At 63.2% G+C, this 14,944-nt stretch carries 17 protein-coding genes and 1 riboswitch; of the genes, 3 read left to right on the top strand and 14 right to left on the bottom strand.

What is annotated here, in order from left to right; translation table 11 throughout:
• The first annotated feature begins 2 nt into the window (after positions 1–2).
• The 3 genes from I6E51_RS11595 to I6E51_RS11585 are packed head-to-tail and all read left to right on the top strand — an operon-like array spanning position 3 to position 1,945.
• Entirely contained in the window at positions 3–587 is a 585-nt protein-coding gene (locus I6E51_RS11595) for an isochorismatase family protein (protein WP_197107850.1), read from the top strand.
• Positions 588–594: 7 nt separating this feature from the next.
• Positions 595–1,143: a hypothetical protein gene (locus tag I6E51_RS11590; protein WP_197110401.1), complete on the top strand. Its 549-nt coding sequence runs from the start codon at positions 595–597 to the stop codon at positions 1,141–1,143.
• A 1-nt stretch (position 1,144) separates the two neighbouring features.
• Positions 1,145–1,945, top strand: a complete 801-nt coding sequence (locus I6E51_RS11585) for an RNA methyltransferase (RefSeq protein ID WP_197110400.1) — start codon at positions 1,145–1,147, stop codon at positions 1,943–1,945.
• 101 nt (positions 1,946–2,046) lie between these two features.
• Here the strand turns inward: I6E51_RS11585 and I6E51_RS11580 are convergent, their stop codons facing one another.
• From I6E51_RS11580 to I6E51_RS11515, 14 genes are all read right to left on the bottom strand, one after another.
• On the bottom strand, positions 2,047–3,918 hold the full coding sequence (locus I6E51_RS11580; protein ID WP_197110399.1) for an ABC transporter ATP-binding protein: 1,872 nt from the start codon (positions 3,916–3,918) through the stop codon (positions 2,047–2,049).
• Positions 3,919–4,129: 211 nt separating this feature from the next.
• Entirely contained in the window at positions 4,130–4,495 is a 366-nt protein-coding gene (locus I6E51_RS11575) for a DUF202 domain-containing protein (protein ID WP_197110398.1), read from the bottom strand.
• Complete coding sequence (locus I6E51_RS11570; RefSeq protein ID WP_197110397.1) at positions 4,492–4,872, bottom strand: DUF202 domain-containing protein; 381 nt, start codon at positions 4,870–4,872, stop codon at positions 4,492–4,494. Before I6E51_RS11570 ends, I6E51_RS11575 begins: the two co-directional genes overlap by 4 nt.
• 102 nt (positions 4,873–4,974) lie before the next feature.
• On the bottom strand, positions 4,975–5,964 hold the full coding sequence (locus tag I6E51_RS11565; RefSeq protein WP_197110396.1) for a hypothetical protein: 990 nt from the start codon (positions 5,962–5,964) through the stop codon (positions 4,975–4,977).
• A 144-nt stretch (positions 5,965–6,108) separates the two neighbouring features.
• Positions 6,109–6,600 (bottom strand): hypothetical protein, encoded by a 492-nt coding sequence (locus tag I6E51_RS11560; protein ID WP_197110395.1) that lies wholly within the window; start codon positions 6,598–6,600, stop codon positions 6,109–6,111.
• A 77-nt stretch (positions 6,601–6,677) separates the two neighbouring features.
• A complete protein-coding gene (ribH, locus tag I6E51_RS11555) occupies positions 6,678–7,151 on the bottom strand; it encodes a 6,7-dimethyl-8-ribityllumazine synthase (RefSeq protein ID WP_197110394.1) in 474 nt (157 codons plus the stop codon).
• A complete protein-coding gene (ribB, locus tag I6E51_RS11550) occupies positions 7,151–8,443 on the bottom strand; it encodes a 3,4-dihydroxy-2-butanone-4-phosphate synthase (RefSeq protein WP_197110393.1) in 1,293 nt (430 codons plus the stop codon). The genes ribH and ribB overlap by 1 nt, the downstream gene beginning before the upstream one ends.
• Positions 8,440–9,063, bottom strand: coding sequence for a riboflavin synthase (locus tag I6E51_RS11545; RefSeq protein ID WP_197110392.1), 624 nt, complete (start codon positions 9,061–9,063; stop codon positions 8,440–8,442). Before I6E51_RS11545 ends, ribB begins: the two co-directional genes overlap by 4 nt.
• 2 nt (positions 9,064–9,065) lie before the next feature.
• Positions 9,066–10,172 carry a bifunctional diaminohydroxyphosphoribosylaminopyrimidine deaminase/5-amino-6-(5-phosphoribosylamino)uracil reductase RibD gene (ribD, locus tag I6E51_RS11540; protein WP_197110391.1) on the bottom strand — a complete coding sequence of 369 codons (1,107 nt, stop codon included), beginning with the start codon at positions 10,170–10,172 and terminating at the stop codon, positions 9,066–9,068.
• 101 nt (positions 10,173–10,273) lie between these two features.
• A riboswitch (FMN riboswitch) is annotated at positions 10,274–10,426 on the bottom strand.
• 87 nt (positions 10,427–10,513) lie between these two features.
• Positions 10,514–11,269 (bottom strand): HAD family hydrolase, encoded by a 756-nt coding sequence (locus tag I6E51_RS11535; RefSeq protein ID WP_197110390.1) that lies wholly within the window; start codon positions 11,267–11,269, stop codon positions 10,514–10,516.
• Positions 11,270–11,288: 19 nt separating this feature from the next.
• Positions 11,289–11,855 (bottom strand): GNAT family N-acetyltransferase, encoded by a 567-nt coding sequence (locus tag I6E51_RS11530; RefSeq protein ID WP_197110389.1) that lies wholly within the window; start codon positions 11,853–11,855, stop codon positions 11,289–11,291.
• The gene (gene trpS / locus I6E51_RS11525; RefSeq protein ID WP_197110388.1) at positions 11,855–12,865 is read right to left on the bottom strand and encodes a tryptophan--tRNA ligase; all 1,011 of its coding nucleotides are present in this window, start codon (positions 12,863–12,865) and stop codon (positions 11,855–11,857) included. The genes I6E51_RS11530 and trpS overlap by 1 nt, the downstream gene beginning before the upstream one ends.
• A gap of 12 nt (positions 12,866–12,877) precedes the next feature.
• Positions 12,878–13,738 (bottom strand): exodeoxyribonuclease III, encoded by an 861-nt coding sequence (locus tag I6E51_RS11520; RefSeq protein ID WP_197107814.1) that lies wholly within the window; start codon positions 13,736–13,738, stop codon positions 12,878–12,880.
• 44 nt (positions 13,739–13,782) lie between these two features.
• Positions 13,783–14,895 carry a YihY/virulence factor BrkB family protein gene (locus tag I6E51_RS11515; RefSeq protein ID WP_197110387.1) on the bottom strand — a complete coding sequence of 371 codons (1,113 nt, stop codon included), beginning with the start codon at positions 14,893–14,895 and terminating at the stop codon, positions 13,783–13,785.
• Positions 14,896–14,944 lie beyond the last annotated feature (49 nt).

Here is a 14,944-nt window from a genome sequence, read left to right as displayed (position 1 = left end):
GCGTGGTTGCTGCACTCTTCATCATTGATGTCCAGAACGATTTCACCGAGGGTGGCGCATTAGGCGTCGACGGCGGTGCCGCTGTGGCGGCCGGAATCACCGACTATCTGCGGGCCAATCCTGATCGCTACGACGTCGTGATCGCCTCCCGCGATTGGCACGATGCTGACAACAGCAACGGTGGCCACTTTGCGACGGATGCCGAACCCAACTTCGTCGACACGTGGCCGGTTCACTGCGTGGCGGGCACCCCCGGTGCGGAGTACCACTCCGCCCTCGATACTTCGCTCGTGAACGTGCACGTGCGCAAGGGACAGGGAGTTCCGGCGTACTCGATCTTTGAGGGCACGACTGACGATGATGAAACGCTGCCGGCGTTGCTGCAGCGCCTTGGCGTAGACACTATTGACGTCGCCGGGCTCGCAACCGACTACTGCGTTCTTGCTTCTGCTCTGGATGCCGCGGGTAGCGGCCGCGAGGTATCGGTGCTGACCGGGCTAGTCGCTGGTGTCGCCCCCGAGTCGAGCACGGCCGCTCTGGCCACGATGGCAGAGACGGGCATTACGCTCGTCTCTCACGAAGCGTGATGCGCGAATGACGGATTCTCCCGAAGAGCTTCAGCTTCCCGGCTTCATCGCCGAGTCTGAAGTTCTCCCGCCCAGCAAAGGTTTGGGCTGGCGGTTGCTTGCCCTGCTTGTGGGCCTGGGACTTGTTATCGGGATCGCCGTGGCTGGTGGTACCGCACTGTTTACTGCCATCTGGCCCACGACCGCAACGCTGTGCGATGCCTCTGACGGCACCTGCAGCGATGTGTCTCTTGACCAGATCGCCGAGTTCTCCCAGATCGACCTTCCCGCAGAAACCGAGGTCGAGAGCGTGCAATACGCCACCGTTGAAGGCTCTTACGGGTTGCTCTACGCCACTGTCGTCGTGCCGGAGGGTGTTGCCGACCCGTTGCGGTCCGGTGATTACCGGGTCGCACCGACGCTGTCGTGGGCAGCCGAAGCGGATGCGCTTGGGCTCGACAACCTCCTGCTCTACCAGGGTGTCGAGTCGGTCACTGGCCCCGGCTTCGAGGCCGCGAGCGGGCAGCGTGCCGATGGGCGAACCGTGATTCTCATTCGCGTGAGTCGGGAGCTTTAGTTTGCCCGTGATCCCCGTCACCGAGCTCAGCGATCCGCGGCTCGCTGACTACTCGCACCAGACCGATGTGGCGCTGCGCAAAGCACAGGGCACCGAACACGGTCTCTACCTTGCCGAGTCCACCCTCGTGTTGCAGCGCGCGTTGCGCTCGGGTCACCGGGTGCGCTCGGTGCTCGCGCTCGGCACCTCGGTTGACGAGATCGTCGAGTTCGTAGGCGACGACGTTCCCATTTTCACTGGCGACGGCTCGCTGCTCGCCGAGCTGACCGGCTACGTGCTGCACCGCGGCGTCATCGCATCGATGCACCGCCCGTCGCTGCCGACTCCCGAAGCCCTGTTGGCGGATGCTCGCCGCATCGTCATTCTCGAAAACGTCGTTGATCCCACCAACGTGGGCGCGATCTTCCGCTCGGTCGCCGGCATCGGGGCGGATGCCGTACTCGTCACCGAGCAGTGCTCCGACCCGTTCTACCGCCGCGCGATCCGCGTCTCGATGGGAACCGTGCTGCAGGTGCCGTGGACTCGCATCGGCAACTGGACAGACACTCGCGCGCTGCTGACGGCATCCGGCTTTCAGATTGCGGCCCTAGCCCTCGAGGACGGTGCGGTGTCGCTGCGTGACTATGCGGCGGATGCTCCCGAGAAGGTCGCGCTCGTGCTGGGCACCGAGGGCCACGGCCTCACTCGCGAGGCCATCGATACCGCCGATACGATCGTGCAGATTCCGATGCGTCACGGTATCGACTCGCTCAACGTTGCCGCGACCGCCGCGGTCGCGATGTTCGCGCTCGCGGTCGAGTAGCCGCTGCAGTAGAGCCGCAACAGCAGCCGCGTGCCTCCACAGCTGAGCGGGCCGCGCGCTAGCGGGCGGGTGCACCGCCGAAACAGCGCACCCGCGAGCCACTACACGAGCAGCTGGTGCTTGGCGAGGTCCTTGTAGAGCGGGGTCGACTTCACGAGTTCGGAGTGCGTTCCGACGCCCACAACCTTGCCCTTGTCGAGCACGACGATCTGGTCGGAGTCGACGACCGTGGAGAGACGGTGCGCGATCACGATGAGCGTGCGGTTCTCGGCCACGGCGTCGATGGCTTCGCGGAGCATTTGCTCGTTGAGGCCGTCCAAGCTTGAGGTCGATTCGTCGAGCAGCAGAATCGGGGGAGCAGCGAGTAGCGTGCGGGCGATCGCGAGACGCTGACGCTCACCACCAGAGAGCATCACTCCGTCTTCGCCGACAGCGGCATCCAAACCAGCAGGGTTGCGGTCGAGCACACCGGTGAGGTTCACCGCAGCGATGACGTTGACGCATTCTTCGTCGGTCGCGTTGGGCGCACCGATGAGAAGGTTTTGGCGGATGGTGCCGGCGAGTACGGGAGCATCTTGCTCGACGTAGCCGATCTGGGCGCGCAGTTCTTCGCGGTTGAGGCCGCGGAGGTCGTCGCCGCCGAGGCGCACAACACCGCCCGTTGGATCATAGAAGCGCTCGACGAGGGCGAGGATGGTGCTCTTGCCGGCGCCCGAGGGGCCGACGATAGCGGTGCGTTCGCCGCGCTTCACGGCGAAGCTGACTCCGCGTAGAACGGTGAGGTCGATCTCGTCGGCGGCAGCTTCGGTGCCGCCGTGCTTGAGTGAGGCCAGTTCCGTTTCGGCTTGCACGAGCACTGAGTCGCGGGGGTACGAGAATTCGACGTTGTCGAAAGTGATGGCGGCATCCGATTCGATGCTGGCGACAGCAACCACGTCAGCGTCAGATTCGAGCTCACTGGGCAGTTTGATGATTTCTTGGATGCGGCCGAGCGCACCGAGCGCCTGGTTGACCGCGGTGACGGCGCCGAAGGCCTGGCCGAGCGGCATGATCATGAGGAACAGGAACAGGATGAACGCGACGAGGTCAGCGATCTCAATGGCGCCGCTGGCCACGCGGTAGCCGCCCACGCCGAGCACGACGAGGAATGAGACCTGCAGGGCAATTCCGGCAATCGGAACAACGAGTGCCGAGATTTTGGCGACGCTGATGCCCATCTTCCACGCACCGAGAGCGTCTTCGTTCACGGCCTCGATTTCACGCTCGGTGGCGTTGGATGCTCGCAGCGTGCGCACGGCGGAGATCGCGCGCTCCACGGCTGCGGCCAGGTCGCCGACCTTGCGCTGAGCGCGCTGGCTGGCGACACGGATGCGCTTCGAGAGCGTCGTGACGGTGACGACGGCGATGGCGATCACGAGCACGGTGAGGCCGAGCAGCACGGGGTCGATGATGAGCATCGCGATGAGCGCGCCGATGAAGGTGATCGAGCCACCGATGGCTTCGACGAGTCCCTGCGTCAGCACCGCGCGCAGCAGAGTCGTGTCGCTGCCGACACGCGAGACGAGGTCACCGGTGCGGCGACGGTCGAACTCCGAAATGGGGAGGTTGAGCATCCGGCTCACCAAGCGGCGACGGCTCGAGAGCACGACACCTTCGCCGGTGCGCTGGAGGAGGTAGTGCTGGTAGCCGCTGATGAGGCCCGAGATGACGACCAGGCCGATGAGTAGCCACACGAGAGTGCCGAGGGATTCGCCAGCCTCAACGATCGTGATGACCTGACTGACGAGCAGCGGCTGGGCAAGCGAAGCGCCGGCGCCGAGGATGCTCAAGATGATCACGAAGATCAGAACCTTGCGGTGCTCCAGCAGGTACGGGAACAGTTCGCTGAACTTGGCGCGGGGGCCGTCGTCGGGATTGTCGCGTGATCCAGAACGTCCGCGGCGAGGTGCAGAGGTGTGTGAAGTCGAGCTCATGAAGTTTCTCGTTGTCCCAAAAATGTAGGGCGAAGGTGCCGCGAGTGTTCAGCGACATCGGCATCAGCAATCAGCCTCTAAAACACTAAGCCTTCCGTCTGGGCGCTGCGTACAACATCCGGTGTATCTGTGCGGATGTTGGTACGCCGTTGGGCGGTGAACAGAGGTCGCCGCCGGGAGGCGCGGCTGCTCGCGTCGAGCGCCGACGTGGCTAAGGCTCTAGTGTCGCGACGATTCCGAGCGCGGCGAACACCGCACCGACGACGGCGAGCACAAACACGGCAAGCGCCCAGAGGAACAGCGGCGCCGCACTTGTCAGTCGAATCCGATCAGTGGATGCCTGAACCAACGTCGTATGCACGGCGCGGTATCTGCGGTGGCCAACCCAGAACAGCACGGCGGTCATGATGAGGCCGAGAGCGGCAACCGCGTAGCTGCCGATGCTGACGGTGTTGAGCAGGAGTCGCGCGGAGACGAGAGCGGCGATGGCAAATGACAGCACGGTGCGTTGCCAGGCGAGAGCGGTGCGTTCCGCTTGCAGGCCGGCATCGAAGGGGCGGTCGAAGGCGCGCGTCACTGGAGGAGGATACCGATCGCGAGCAGCAGCCCGGCCACGACAACGCCGCCGCCGATGGGGCCAGCGAGGTTAGGGGAGGGCAGCGGGCGTCCGAGACGCAGCGACTGCTCGGCCTTCATCCAGCCGAACCACGCCTGCATCGGGGCAAGCACGCCCAGCAGAATCAGCAGCACGGATGCGCCCAAACGGAATCCGGGAGCGATCGGCAACACGAATGCCTCCAGCGCGACACCCGCAGCGATCAGCGCGAGGGCGGTGCGGATCCACGCCAAGAACGTGCGCTCATTCGCCAGGCTGAAACGGGCATCCGGCTCAGTGCCGACGCCGTAGACGCGGCGCGGAAAGCGGCGAGGAGCCGGCTGTACTGGTTCGGTCACGAGCGATCCTTCATGCGTCGATCCTAGCGTCTGGCTTCCGGGTCATCCCCGGTTGCGACGCTTTCGGAAGACGTGCGGGTCAGACTTAGACCTGTGAAGCGGCTAGTGGTCGGGAGTGGTCTTCGCGGAGTTCGAGTACCACCACAGCGATCCAACCGCGATAAGCAAGACCACAGGCACAGCGGAATTAATGCTGCCCTCAGCCAACCAGCCGACCCACCCTGGTTCGATCCCTATCGACGCGCCAACCTTCGGTCCCCTCAACGGACCAAGTAGGAACGAAGCAGAAAGCAGCAGGATTGTCGCGGAGCTGAACCCCACCACTAATGCCACCCGGAATCGTCTGAGCCTGTTTTTCGCCGCCACGGTCAGTAAGAACGTCACAATGGTGCTCAGCACAGCGATCGCAATCATCGGCAGGAATGGCACGGTGGCTGAGGAAACTGCCGTCACCATGTTGTTGAGATCGAGAATTGCGCCCAACTTTCGGGCTACAACCTGAGCGCTCAGCATGCCGATGACGAAGACGAACACCACTCCGAGCAACATCCCGTAGATGCCCCAGGCTGCACTTCTCAGCGGGATGTTAATGGGCCTGGGCATTGACGCTGTTGCGTCACGATGTGTGGGCTTGGGGCTTTTTGAGTGCAGCCATAGCAAGCCAACTGACAGAAGAAGTACTAGATGAACGGCGGAGCTGCTCCCTCCCCGATTCAGCCAGCCTTGCCATCCCGGCGCTACGCCAATCATGGGGGTTTCCGGCGTCATGCCGGTGGCAGCGAAGGCGAAAGACGCAATGATGAGGAGCAGTGTCGCGGCGCCAAAACCGCTCGTGAATGCCATCCGCGAGACCGCGGAACGGTTTCGCATGGCCACGGTAAGGGTAAAGACAACCGCGGCACTCAGCACCGCGAGGGCTCCCATCATGAGGTACGGAACGCGTGGAGTAATGATCGAAGCAAGAGAATTGTTGAGGTCATACTGCGCGCCGGCCGCAAGTCCCGACGCTTGAATCGTGAGGAGGCCGGCGACCAATATGAACACCGCGCCGGTTACGATTCCACAAATTCCCCACGCCTCACTCTTCTTCAAAAAATCCCCTTAGTTGTACGCCGCAGAACTAGGCATCCGGGAGGTGCGCCCGGTCTGCCTCGCCCTCGAGTACTAAAGCTTTCATCAATTTCAGTGGGTAGCAAGCGTGAGGGCGGGGGAGCCGCCGAGGGGCCGCCACCCGAACTACTCCGTCGGCCTCACGAACTCCTCGATGAAGTCGAAGTCGTCGAGGGAGCCGGTAACGAGGAATTCGCCGAATTCGCCTGCAGGAAGGGAGTCGACGGCCACGCTAGGCGCGCCCTGCCTTATTTCGAGAATTACGGTGCCAGTGTCGGGGCCGCCGCCCAGTAGCTCTAGTCCATCACCCGGGCGAAACACTCCCGTCACCGCTTGGCCAACGATGATGACTACGCCGGGGCCGTCTTCGTACTTCGTGTACTTGTCGTGCATCTGAAAGGCAACTTCGCTGCCGGGAGCCGTGCTTTCGATCGGATCGCTCGTGGGATCCGCCGAAGCTGATGCGCTCGCCTCATCCGGGATGAACGTCGGCGTCGCGGTGGAATCTGCGTCCGTGGGGCTTCCGGGCGTGCACCCGGAGACCGCAATCGCGAGGCTGAGAATCGCCAGAATCCCCAGGGATCGAGCAGTGTGCGTCATTCGTTGTGAGTTTCGCATGCCGCCAGCCTAAGGCGAGTTTCCGCTGGCTGGCTAGGGTTGCTGAAAAAGTTTCACCCTAGCCGCCCGCCCAGAAGCTACTCCCCGCGCAGTTGCCGCAACAACACCGCGGTCGCGATGGCAGCGTTGGCGGCTTCTTCACCCTTGTCCTCTTTTGAGCCTTCTAGCCCGGCACGATCGAGGCCCTGCTGTTCGTCGTCGAGGGTGAGCACGCCAAAGCCCACCGGTTTGCCGGTCAGGATTGACACTTGCGTGAGGCCGCTGGTGGCGGCATCCGACACGTATTCAAAGTGGGGTGTTCCACCACGGATGATGACGCCGAGAGCAACAACGGCATCCGCCCCAGCATCCAGGGCTGCCTTGCTCGCGACGGGCAGCTCGAAGCTGCCGGGAACCCGCACCTCAGTCACCTCAGCGTTTGCTGCGGCGAGGGCGCGGTGGGCGCCGGCAAGCAGGCCGTTAGTGATGACCTCATGCCATTGACCGGCGATGATCGTGACCTCGAGGCCGGTTGCATCGGTAACGATTTCGGGGGATCCTGCGCCACTCATCAGAGGCCTTTCGCGGTAAGTCGTGCTTCGTCGAGCACGGCGGTGGTGGGGAGTTGGTGACCCATGCGGTCACGCTTGGTTTCGAGGTAACCCTCATTGCTGGCGCCGACGCCCACAACGAGCGGCACGAGATCGCCGACAATCACGCCACGTTCTTCGAGCTGACGCTTCTTCTCGGGGTTATTGCTCAGCAGGCTGACCGACGAGATGCCGAGATCCTTGAGGATGCCGACAGCGGCCCCATAGTCGCGGGAATCAGCAGGCAGGCCCAGGGCCAGATTCGCGTCGAGGGTGTCGAGGCCATCTTCTTGCAGGCGGTAGGCCCGCAGCTTGTTGATGAGCCCGATACCACGGCCTTCGTGGCCGCGCAGGTAAATCACGGCGCCACCATCGCGTTGGATGGTCTCGAGCGCAGAATCGAGTTGAGGGCCGCACTCGCACTTGAGCGAGCCGAACGCTTCCCCGGTGAGGCACTCCGAGTGCACACGCACCAGGGTGGGGCCGTTGCCGGTGTGATCGAGCGTTCCCGGCGCAATGAAAGCAACATGATCGGCACCGGTCGAGTTGTCGCGGTACGCACGAACCGTGAACGAGCCGTGCACGGTCGGGATCGTGGTTTCGACCTCGAACGTCACCCGGCTCATCTCGGGGATTGGCTCGATCGGAGCCGGGATGGTGTCGCAGCGGTTCTCTTCGAGCCAGCGCATGAGATCCAGAATCGTGATGACGAGAACGCCTTCGCGCGCGCCAAACTCGATCAGTTCGGGCAGTCGCATCATCTCGCCCGAGTCATGCACGATCTCCGAAATCGCTGCAACGGGGCGAAGACCGGCAAGCTTCATCAGATCGACGGATGCTTCGGTGTGACCATCGCGCTCACGCACGCCACCATCGACAGCACGCAGCGGCATGATGTGGCCGGGGCGGTGCAGGCTCGAGGGCATCGAGAGCGGATCGGCGAGCACGCGCAGAGTGTGGGCGCGGTCAGAGGCGCTGATGCCGGTGCTGAGACGCGCAGCGGCATCCACCGACACGGTGTAGGCGGTGCCGCGGGGGTCTTCGTTCACGGCAACCATCGGCGGAAGTGCCAGTGCGTCAGCGATCTCGTTGGTCATCGGAGCGCAAATGAAGCCAGAGGAGTGGCGAACCATCCACGCGATCCATTCTTGGCTGGCGAGCTCGGCGGAGATGATGACATCGCCCTCGTTCTCGCGGCCCTCATCGTCGGCGACGATGACGGGGCGGCCAGCGCGGATCGCCTCAATGGCATCGGGGATTGTGGCGAGGCTCATGACTCGGTCCTTTCGTGACGCACGGGTGCGTCGGTGAACTCGGCCATCCGGGCCACATGGCGCGCCAGGATGTCGGTTTCGATGTTGACGGAGTCGCCCACAGCGAGCGCTCCCAACGTTGTTGCGGTGAGGGTTTCGGGAATCAACGAGACCTCGAACCAGTCGCGGCCCACAGCACTCACCGTGAGCGAGACGCCGTGCACCGCAATCGAACCCTTGCGGGCGACGAGCGGGGCAAGCTCTTCGGTGAGGTTGAAGCGCAGGATGCTCCAACTGCCTTCATCGGTGACGCTCAGCACGCTGCTCGTGCCATCGATGTGGCCCTGCACGATGTGGCCGCCAAGCCGATCGCCGACCTGCATGGCGCGCTCGATGTTGACCCGTGCGCCGGCGGCGAGCGAGCCGAGCGTGCTCATGTCGAGGGTGACGCCCATGACGTCAGCCGTGAACCAGTCCGGGCCCTGATCGACGACGGTGAGGCACACGCCGCTGACGCTGATCGAGTCGCCGTGACCGGCATCCGACACCGCCTGCGGAGCACGCACGGTGAGGCGCGCGCCATCGTCGGTTGCGGCGAATTCGACGACGTCGCCGAGCTCTTCAATGATTCCGGTAAACATGGTTACGCGTCCGTCTCTGTCGCCGGGGCGACCGTTGGCTCTGTTGCCGTGTGCTGTGCTGCCGGCTGGGCGGCTGCTTTCGTGCTCGCCGCCGGGCGGGCGACAATCAGCACGTCGTTGCCCAGCGGGCGAAGTTCAGTGATGCTGAGGTCTTTCGCCTCAGCCATGGTCGTTACCCCGAGCTCGCCGAGCGCGACCTTCGGGCCGCCCAACAGTTTCGGGGCGAGGTAGATGAGCAGTTCATCCGCAAGCCCCGTAGCAATGAAGGCGCTCGCGATAGTCGGTCCACCTTCAACGAAGACGCGACGGATGCCCGCCTCAAAGAGTTCGCTCAGTGCGGCGTTGAGGTCGCTGCCGTCGATCTGACGCAGTTTCTCGGGGTGCTGGCGCAGTTGTGCGTCCGCCGGAATCTCGCGCCGGCCGAGCACTACCGGCTGCGGCTGCCACTCGAGCAGTTCGCCGGCGTCTCCCCGCGCGGTCAGGCTCGGGTCATCGGCGAGCACTGTGCCCGTGCCCACGACAATCGCATCGGCGCGCGCCCGCTGCTCGTGCACGTGCTGGCGGGCGGCGGTGCCGGTGATCCACTGGCTCGTGCCATCGGCGGCCGCGGCACGACCGTCGAGGGTGGATGCCCACTTCACCGTCACGTGCGGACGCTGCAGTCGAGCGGCGGTCAGCCACGAGTGCAAAAACTCTTCGGCCTCGGCCTGAGCGATGCCAGCGATCACTTCGACGCCACCAGCGCGGAGGCGCTCGGCGCCGCCACCGGAGTTCGGCCCAGGATCAGGCACCGCGTACACGACGCGGCTCACGCCAGCATCGAGCAGGGCTTGAGCGCAGGGGCCGGTGCGGCCGTGGTGGTTGCAGGGCTCAAGGGTGACGACGGCGGTGAGGCCCGCGGCGTTTCCTCCAAGCTTGGCGAGAGCATCTACTTCAGCGTGCGGAGTGCCAGCGCCATGGTGCCACCCTTCAGCCACAATCTCGCCGGCAGCATCGACAAGCACGCAACCCACTTGAGGGTTGCCGCCCGTGATTGGCCCGTGGCTCGCCAACGACAGCGCATGGCGCATCAGCTTCTCCAGCTGTGCCTGCTGTTCTGGTGTGGTCATCCGGGCTCTCGTCTCATGGGACGCGCTCCGGGAAAATGGGTTCCAAAAACCCACTGAACTATCGAGTTCGCCCAGAATATGGGCACGCTAGATGGTTCAGCTCGTGCTTCCTCTTATCCGGACTGAGAGATCATGCGATCTCATTACCGTCGGTCCCGGAGTTTCACCAGGTCAACCGTTTCGAAGTTTTCACTTCGGCGCGGGTCGCGGACTATAACCGCCGGTTCGGATTCTCACCGAGCCCCGGAGCACATTTTGCTTTGCTTAGTCTACTCAACGCGTTTCGCCGCAAACTATTCCCGCCCCAACCTCTCAGTTTGTTACGGAGCTATGAAGATGCTCTAGTCGAGCAGCGCCACCAATTCATCAAGCGCGTGGATGACGCTGACGCCAGCCGCCCGAGCTTCGTCAAGCTGGTCGGAGGTTGCGCTGCGCTCGCGGTCGAGCCACACTCCGGTGAGCCCGGCGTTCGCAGCTCCCAGCGCATCCGTCGCTAGCCGGTCGCCGATGTAGACCGCGTTGGCGGGTTCAATGCCGAAGAGTTCGCAGGTGTGGTGAAAGATGCGCGGGTCGGGTTTGGTGTGCCCGAATTCGCCGCTGGCGACGAGGTGCTCAACCCGGTGGGTGAGATCAACTGTCTCCACCTTGCGCGTTTGAAAGTCGAGCTCGCCGTTGGTGATGATGCCGAGGCGGGTGGCAGGGGAGCGGGCCTCCAGCGAGTCGAGACAAGCCAGGGCATCGTCGTGCAGGTGCCAGGCGTCGCGGTACGCCTCGAAGTAGGTGTCGAACCAGAGGCTGGATTCGGCATCGGTGAGGGTCACGCCGTAGGGCTCGACGAAGCCGCGGGCGCGAGCTTGCCGTTGCCCTTCGAAGGTCAATTCGCCGCCGAGGTAGCGGTGATAATGATGTTCTTCGAGCGCAGTCCAGCGCAGGCTTTCACTGGCGTCGTCAGGCCACACCGTGCTGCCGTCGCTGGTCGGCCCCGCAGCGAACGCAGCGCCGAGCGAGCGTCGGTGGTTGCGAATGCCGAGATCCACGGATGCCCGGTGGGCAAACAGGGTGTCGTCAAGGTCAAAGAGGGCGACGGTGATGCTCATAAAGCGACCGAAGCCAGCGCTAGACCGGCCACGGCTGGCCGGATTCGACCTCATAGGTGGGGTTCTCGTCCGGTGCGGTGAGCGTTGCCCACCACGATGGCGGATGCGTGCCGCCGCGGTATTCGCTCGAGGCGGGCTCGATGCCGGTGTAGATGAAGCCGAGGCTCTTCGCGATCGCAGCAGAGGCCTTGTTCCCCACGAGGGCTTCCCACCGCACTTCGGGGCGACCAGTAGAGAAGACCCAGCGGCAGACCTCCGCGACAGCTTCTTTCATGAGGCCTTTACCGCGGTGGGGTTCGCCCATCCAGTAGCCGATGGTGTCGTTGTAAAGGCGAAAGCTGATGACGCCGAGCAGCTCGGGCTTACCTGTTTCGCGGATCGCCCAGGTGTACTCGTCGTCGTCTTCCCACCACTGCGCCACGAGGTTGTTGATGAAGAATTCGGCATCCGACTTCACGTACGGCCAGGGGATGGTGAGCGTGTGCTCAAAGATTGGGTCTTGGCAGTAGGCGGTCATTAACTCAGCATCGTCACCGGTGAGGGCGTCGAGAGTGAGACGTTCGCTTGTGAGAGTAAAAGTTTTCATTAGCGCACCCGCGGCAGGAAGCCGATTCGGTCGTAGACGCGGTCAAGCGTCTTTTGGGCCATTTCGTTGGCACGTTCAGCATTTTTGCTGAGCATGCGGTCAAGCTCGGCCGGGTCGGCAAGCAGTTCAAGCGTGCGCTCGCGCACGGGCGCGAACTCCGACACCACCACCTCGGCAACCTCTTTCTTGAGATCGCCATAACCCTTGCCTTCGAACTGCGCTTCGAGATCGGCCACGGATGTTCCACTAAACGTGGAGTGCAGCGTGAGCAGATTCGAGACGCCCGGCTTTGCCCCGCGGTCGAAACGAATCTCGCGGTCGGCATCCGTCACGGCAGATTTGATCTTCTTTGCCGTCTTGGAGGGCTCGTCAAGCAACCACAGCACTCCGGAATCGGTCGTCGCTGACTTGCTCATCTTCGACTCGGGGTTCTGCAGGTCGTAAATCTTGGCCGTGGCCTTCTGAATCTGCGGTTCGGGCATCACAAAGGTGTCGCCGAATCGCGAATTGAAGCGGGTGGCGAGGTCACGGGTGAGCTCGATGTGCTGACGCTGATCTTCGCCCACCGGGACAATGGCGGTGTCGTAAAGCAGGATGTCGGCGGCCATCAGCACCGGGTAGGTGAAGAGGCCAACGGAGGCGGCATCCGATCCCTGCTTGGCTGACTTGTCTTTGAACTGGGTCATTCGCGAAGCTTCACCGAAACCGGTGATGCTGTTGAGCACCCAGGCGAGCTCGGCGTGCGCCGGAACCTGCGACTGCACGAACAACACCGAGTGCTCAGGGTCGATGCCGCCGGCAATGTATTGCGCGGCCGTGCGACGAGTTTGAGCGCGCAGCAACGCGGGTTCCTGCGGAACGGTGATGGCGTGCATGTCTACTACGCAGAAGACTGCGTCGTAGTTCTCTTGCATCTCGCGCCACTGCAGGAGCGCCCCAATGTAGTTGCCTACGTGGAGCGAATCGGCAGAGGGCTGCATGCCTGAAAACAGGCGAGGTGTGGTGCTCATGGGCTAATTCTTTCAGATTGAATAGTCAACAACGACGGGAGCGTGATCGCTCCAGCGCTCATCCCAGGCGCCGGCCTTGTCGATGCGGTAATCCGCAACGGTGGCCGCAAGCGCGGGGGTGGCGACGTGGTAGTCGATACGCCAACCAGTATCGGTGTCGAAAGCTTGACCGCGCTGCGACCACCAGGTGTACGGGCCGTCAACTTCACCGGCGAACTGGCGGCCGACATCCACCCAACCGAGGCCGGGCGCGGTCGTGCCATCAACGCATTCGATGGTCTCGCCGGACGCGCCGAAGAAGCGGTCGAAGTAGGCGCGCTCTTCGAGCAGGAAGCCGGCCTTTTTGCGGTTGCCGCGCCAGTTCTTGATGTCGAGTTCGCGGTGACCGACGTTGAGGTCGCCGACGATAAGGGCGTGGTTGCTGTGGGCGGCAAGCTCGGGCAGGCGCACGAGCATGGCCTCTAAGAACTTGTACTTCTCTACTTGCTTCGGGGTATCAACAACGCCCGAGTGAACGTAGGTGCTGACGACGGTGACGGTCGTGCCGTTGACGTCAAAGTCGGCTTCGAGCCAACGCCCGGCGCTATCGAAATCGTCGGCGCCCAGTGCAACGCGATGAGCAAGAGGGGCGGATGCCGCCGAACCCTTGCGTGAGGCCAGCGCGACTCCCGCGCGGCCCTTAGCTGTCGCAGCGTCGTGCAGGATGTTCCAGCCATCGCCGAGCAGCCCTTCGATGTCGGCGTCGGCGGCGCGAACCTCTTGCAGCGCCAGAATGTCGATCTCCCGAGCATCCAGCCAATCGCCCATGCCCTTGCGGTAGGCGGCGCGAACACCATTGACGTTGACGGATGCGATGCGAAGACGTGTTGCCATGCCTCAAGACTACCGAGCGCCACTGACCCTGTGGTGACCGTCAGCTACCTCTTGCTGTTGCGCTTCATCATCCGTTTGAAGGTGCGCTTGAACTTCACTTCGTTGGCCTTGTCGAGTTCGCTCTGCTCCTCGGGAGTTGCCTGCGGTGTGCGGCTGGCCTGACGCTGTGCCTTGCGCTCGGCTTTAACGGTCTTGTTCGCTTTCGCGTCATCGGCGGCCTTCGTCGCTGCCACGGCCCGCGGCGCCTCGGCGTCACGCTTCTCGCCGCTGATGTCGAGGTCAGCGTCATCGGCGGAGACGGCAATCCACGCCGAACCGATGAGAATGATTTGGCAGATCAAGTTGAACCAGATCAGCAAACCGATAATCACGGCGAAGGATGCCAACAGCGGGTTGCGAGTGGCACCTTCCAGCAGGAACCCACCACCAAACTTCAGCGCACCAAGCGCTACGGCCGCAATGATCGTTCCCTGAGCGAGCACACGGAAGGGGATCTTGATGCCGGAAACTATGCGATAGAACACGGCGAGAGTGGCGGTGTCGAGAATCAGCACAATCACAAGGGCGACGCCGCGAGTGGCAATGATCGCGACATCGGAGTCTTCATCGATCGACACGAGGCCGAGAACCCAGTTCAGGGCGGCAGAGCTCACGACAGACATCGCAGCCGACAGCAGAACGGCAAGGCCGAAGCCAATCGCCAGCCCGACATCCTTCAGCTTCAAAATAAGAAAGTTCGTCTCTGAACTCTCGAGGCCAAACATGGAACGAACGGCACTGCGGCCGGAGGCGATCCAGCCCAGAGCGGTAAACGCCAAACCAAAGGCAGCAATCACACCGGTGATGCCCAGGATGCTGGTGTCGGCGAGGGTTTCCCGGCTAATGGCGCCGTTGCCGCTCCCGTCACCGATGAGGCCAGGGATGTTCGTGGAAATGAAGTTGTAGACCGCATCGAGCAACACGGGATCGCCCTGCACGATGAACCCCGCCACGGCGAAGCCAACCCAGATCGCGGCGAAGACAGCAAAGATCGCCTGATAGGAGAGGCCGAAAGCAAGAAGCGGCCCTAGCTTGTCGGTGTAGTGCATAAACACACGCACGGGGCGTAGCTGGAGTACCCACTCAATGGCCGGTTTCAGTCGTTGCGCAAGCTTCATCCATTAAGAATAGCTAGGCTGTCTGTGCGTAACTCAGAGGAGAGGTCAG

The organism is Salinibacterium sp. NSLL17 (assembly GCF_015864935.1).
Taxonomy (GTDB): domain Bacteria; phylum Actinomycetota; class Actinomycetes; order Actinomycetales; family Microbacteriaceae; genus Rhodoglobus.
The sequence above is the reverse complement of the archived record's forward strand: the minus strand, read 5'-3'. Positions and strand labels throughout refer to the sequence as shown.

Coding starts and splice junctions, on each gene's coding strand:
- I6E51_RS11590 (WP_197110401.1), top strand. CDS start 595: ATGACGGATTCTCCCGAAGAGCTTCAGCTTCCCGGCTTCATCGCCGAG.
- I6E51_RS11580 (WP_197110399.1), bottom strand. CDS start 3,918: ATGAGCTCGACTTCACACACCTCTGCACCTCGCCGCGGACGTTCTGGA.
- I6E51_RS11560 (WP_197110395.1), bottom strand. CDS start 6,600: ATGCGAAACTCACAACGAATGACGCACACTGCTCGATCCCTGGGGATT.
- ribH (WP_197110394.1), bottom strand. CDS start 7,151: ATGAGTGGCGCAGGATCCCCCGAAATCGTTACCGATGCAACCGGCCTC.
- ribB (WP_197110393.1), bottom strand. CDS start 8,443: ATGAGCCTCGCCACAATCCCCGATGCCATTGAGGCGATCCGCGCTGGC.
- I6E51_RS11545 (WP_197110392.1), bottom strand. CDS start 9,063: ATGTTTACCGGAATCATTGAAGAGCTCGGCGACGTCGTCGAATTCGCC.
- ribD (WP_197110391.1), bottom strand. CDS start 10,172: ATGACCACACCAGAACAGCAGGCACAGCTGGAGAAGCTGATGCGCCAT.
- I6E51_RS11535 (WP_197110390.1), bottom strand. CDS start 11,269: ATGAGCATCACCGTCGCCCTCTTTGACCTTGACGACACCCTGTTTGCC.
- I6E51_RS11530 (WP_197110389.1), bottom strand. CDS start 11,855: ATGAAAACTTTTACTCTCACAAGCGAACGTCTCACTCTCGACGCCCTC.
- trpS (WP_197110388.1), bottom strand. CDS start 12,865: ATGAGCACCACACCTCGCCTGTTTTCAGGCATGCAGCCCTCTGCCGAT.
- I6E51_RS11520 (WP_197107814.1), bottom strand. CDS start 13,738: ATGGCAACACGTCTTCGCATCGCATCCGTCAACGTCAATGGTGTTCGC.
- I6E51_RS11515 (WP_197110387.1), bottom strand. CDS start 14,895: ATGAAGCTTGCGCAACGACTGAAACCGGCCATTGAGTGGGTACTCCAG.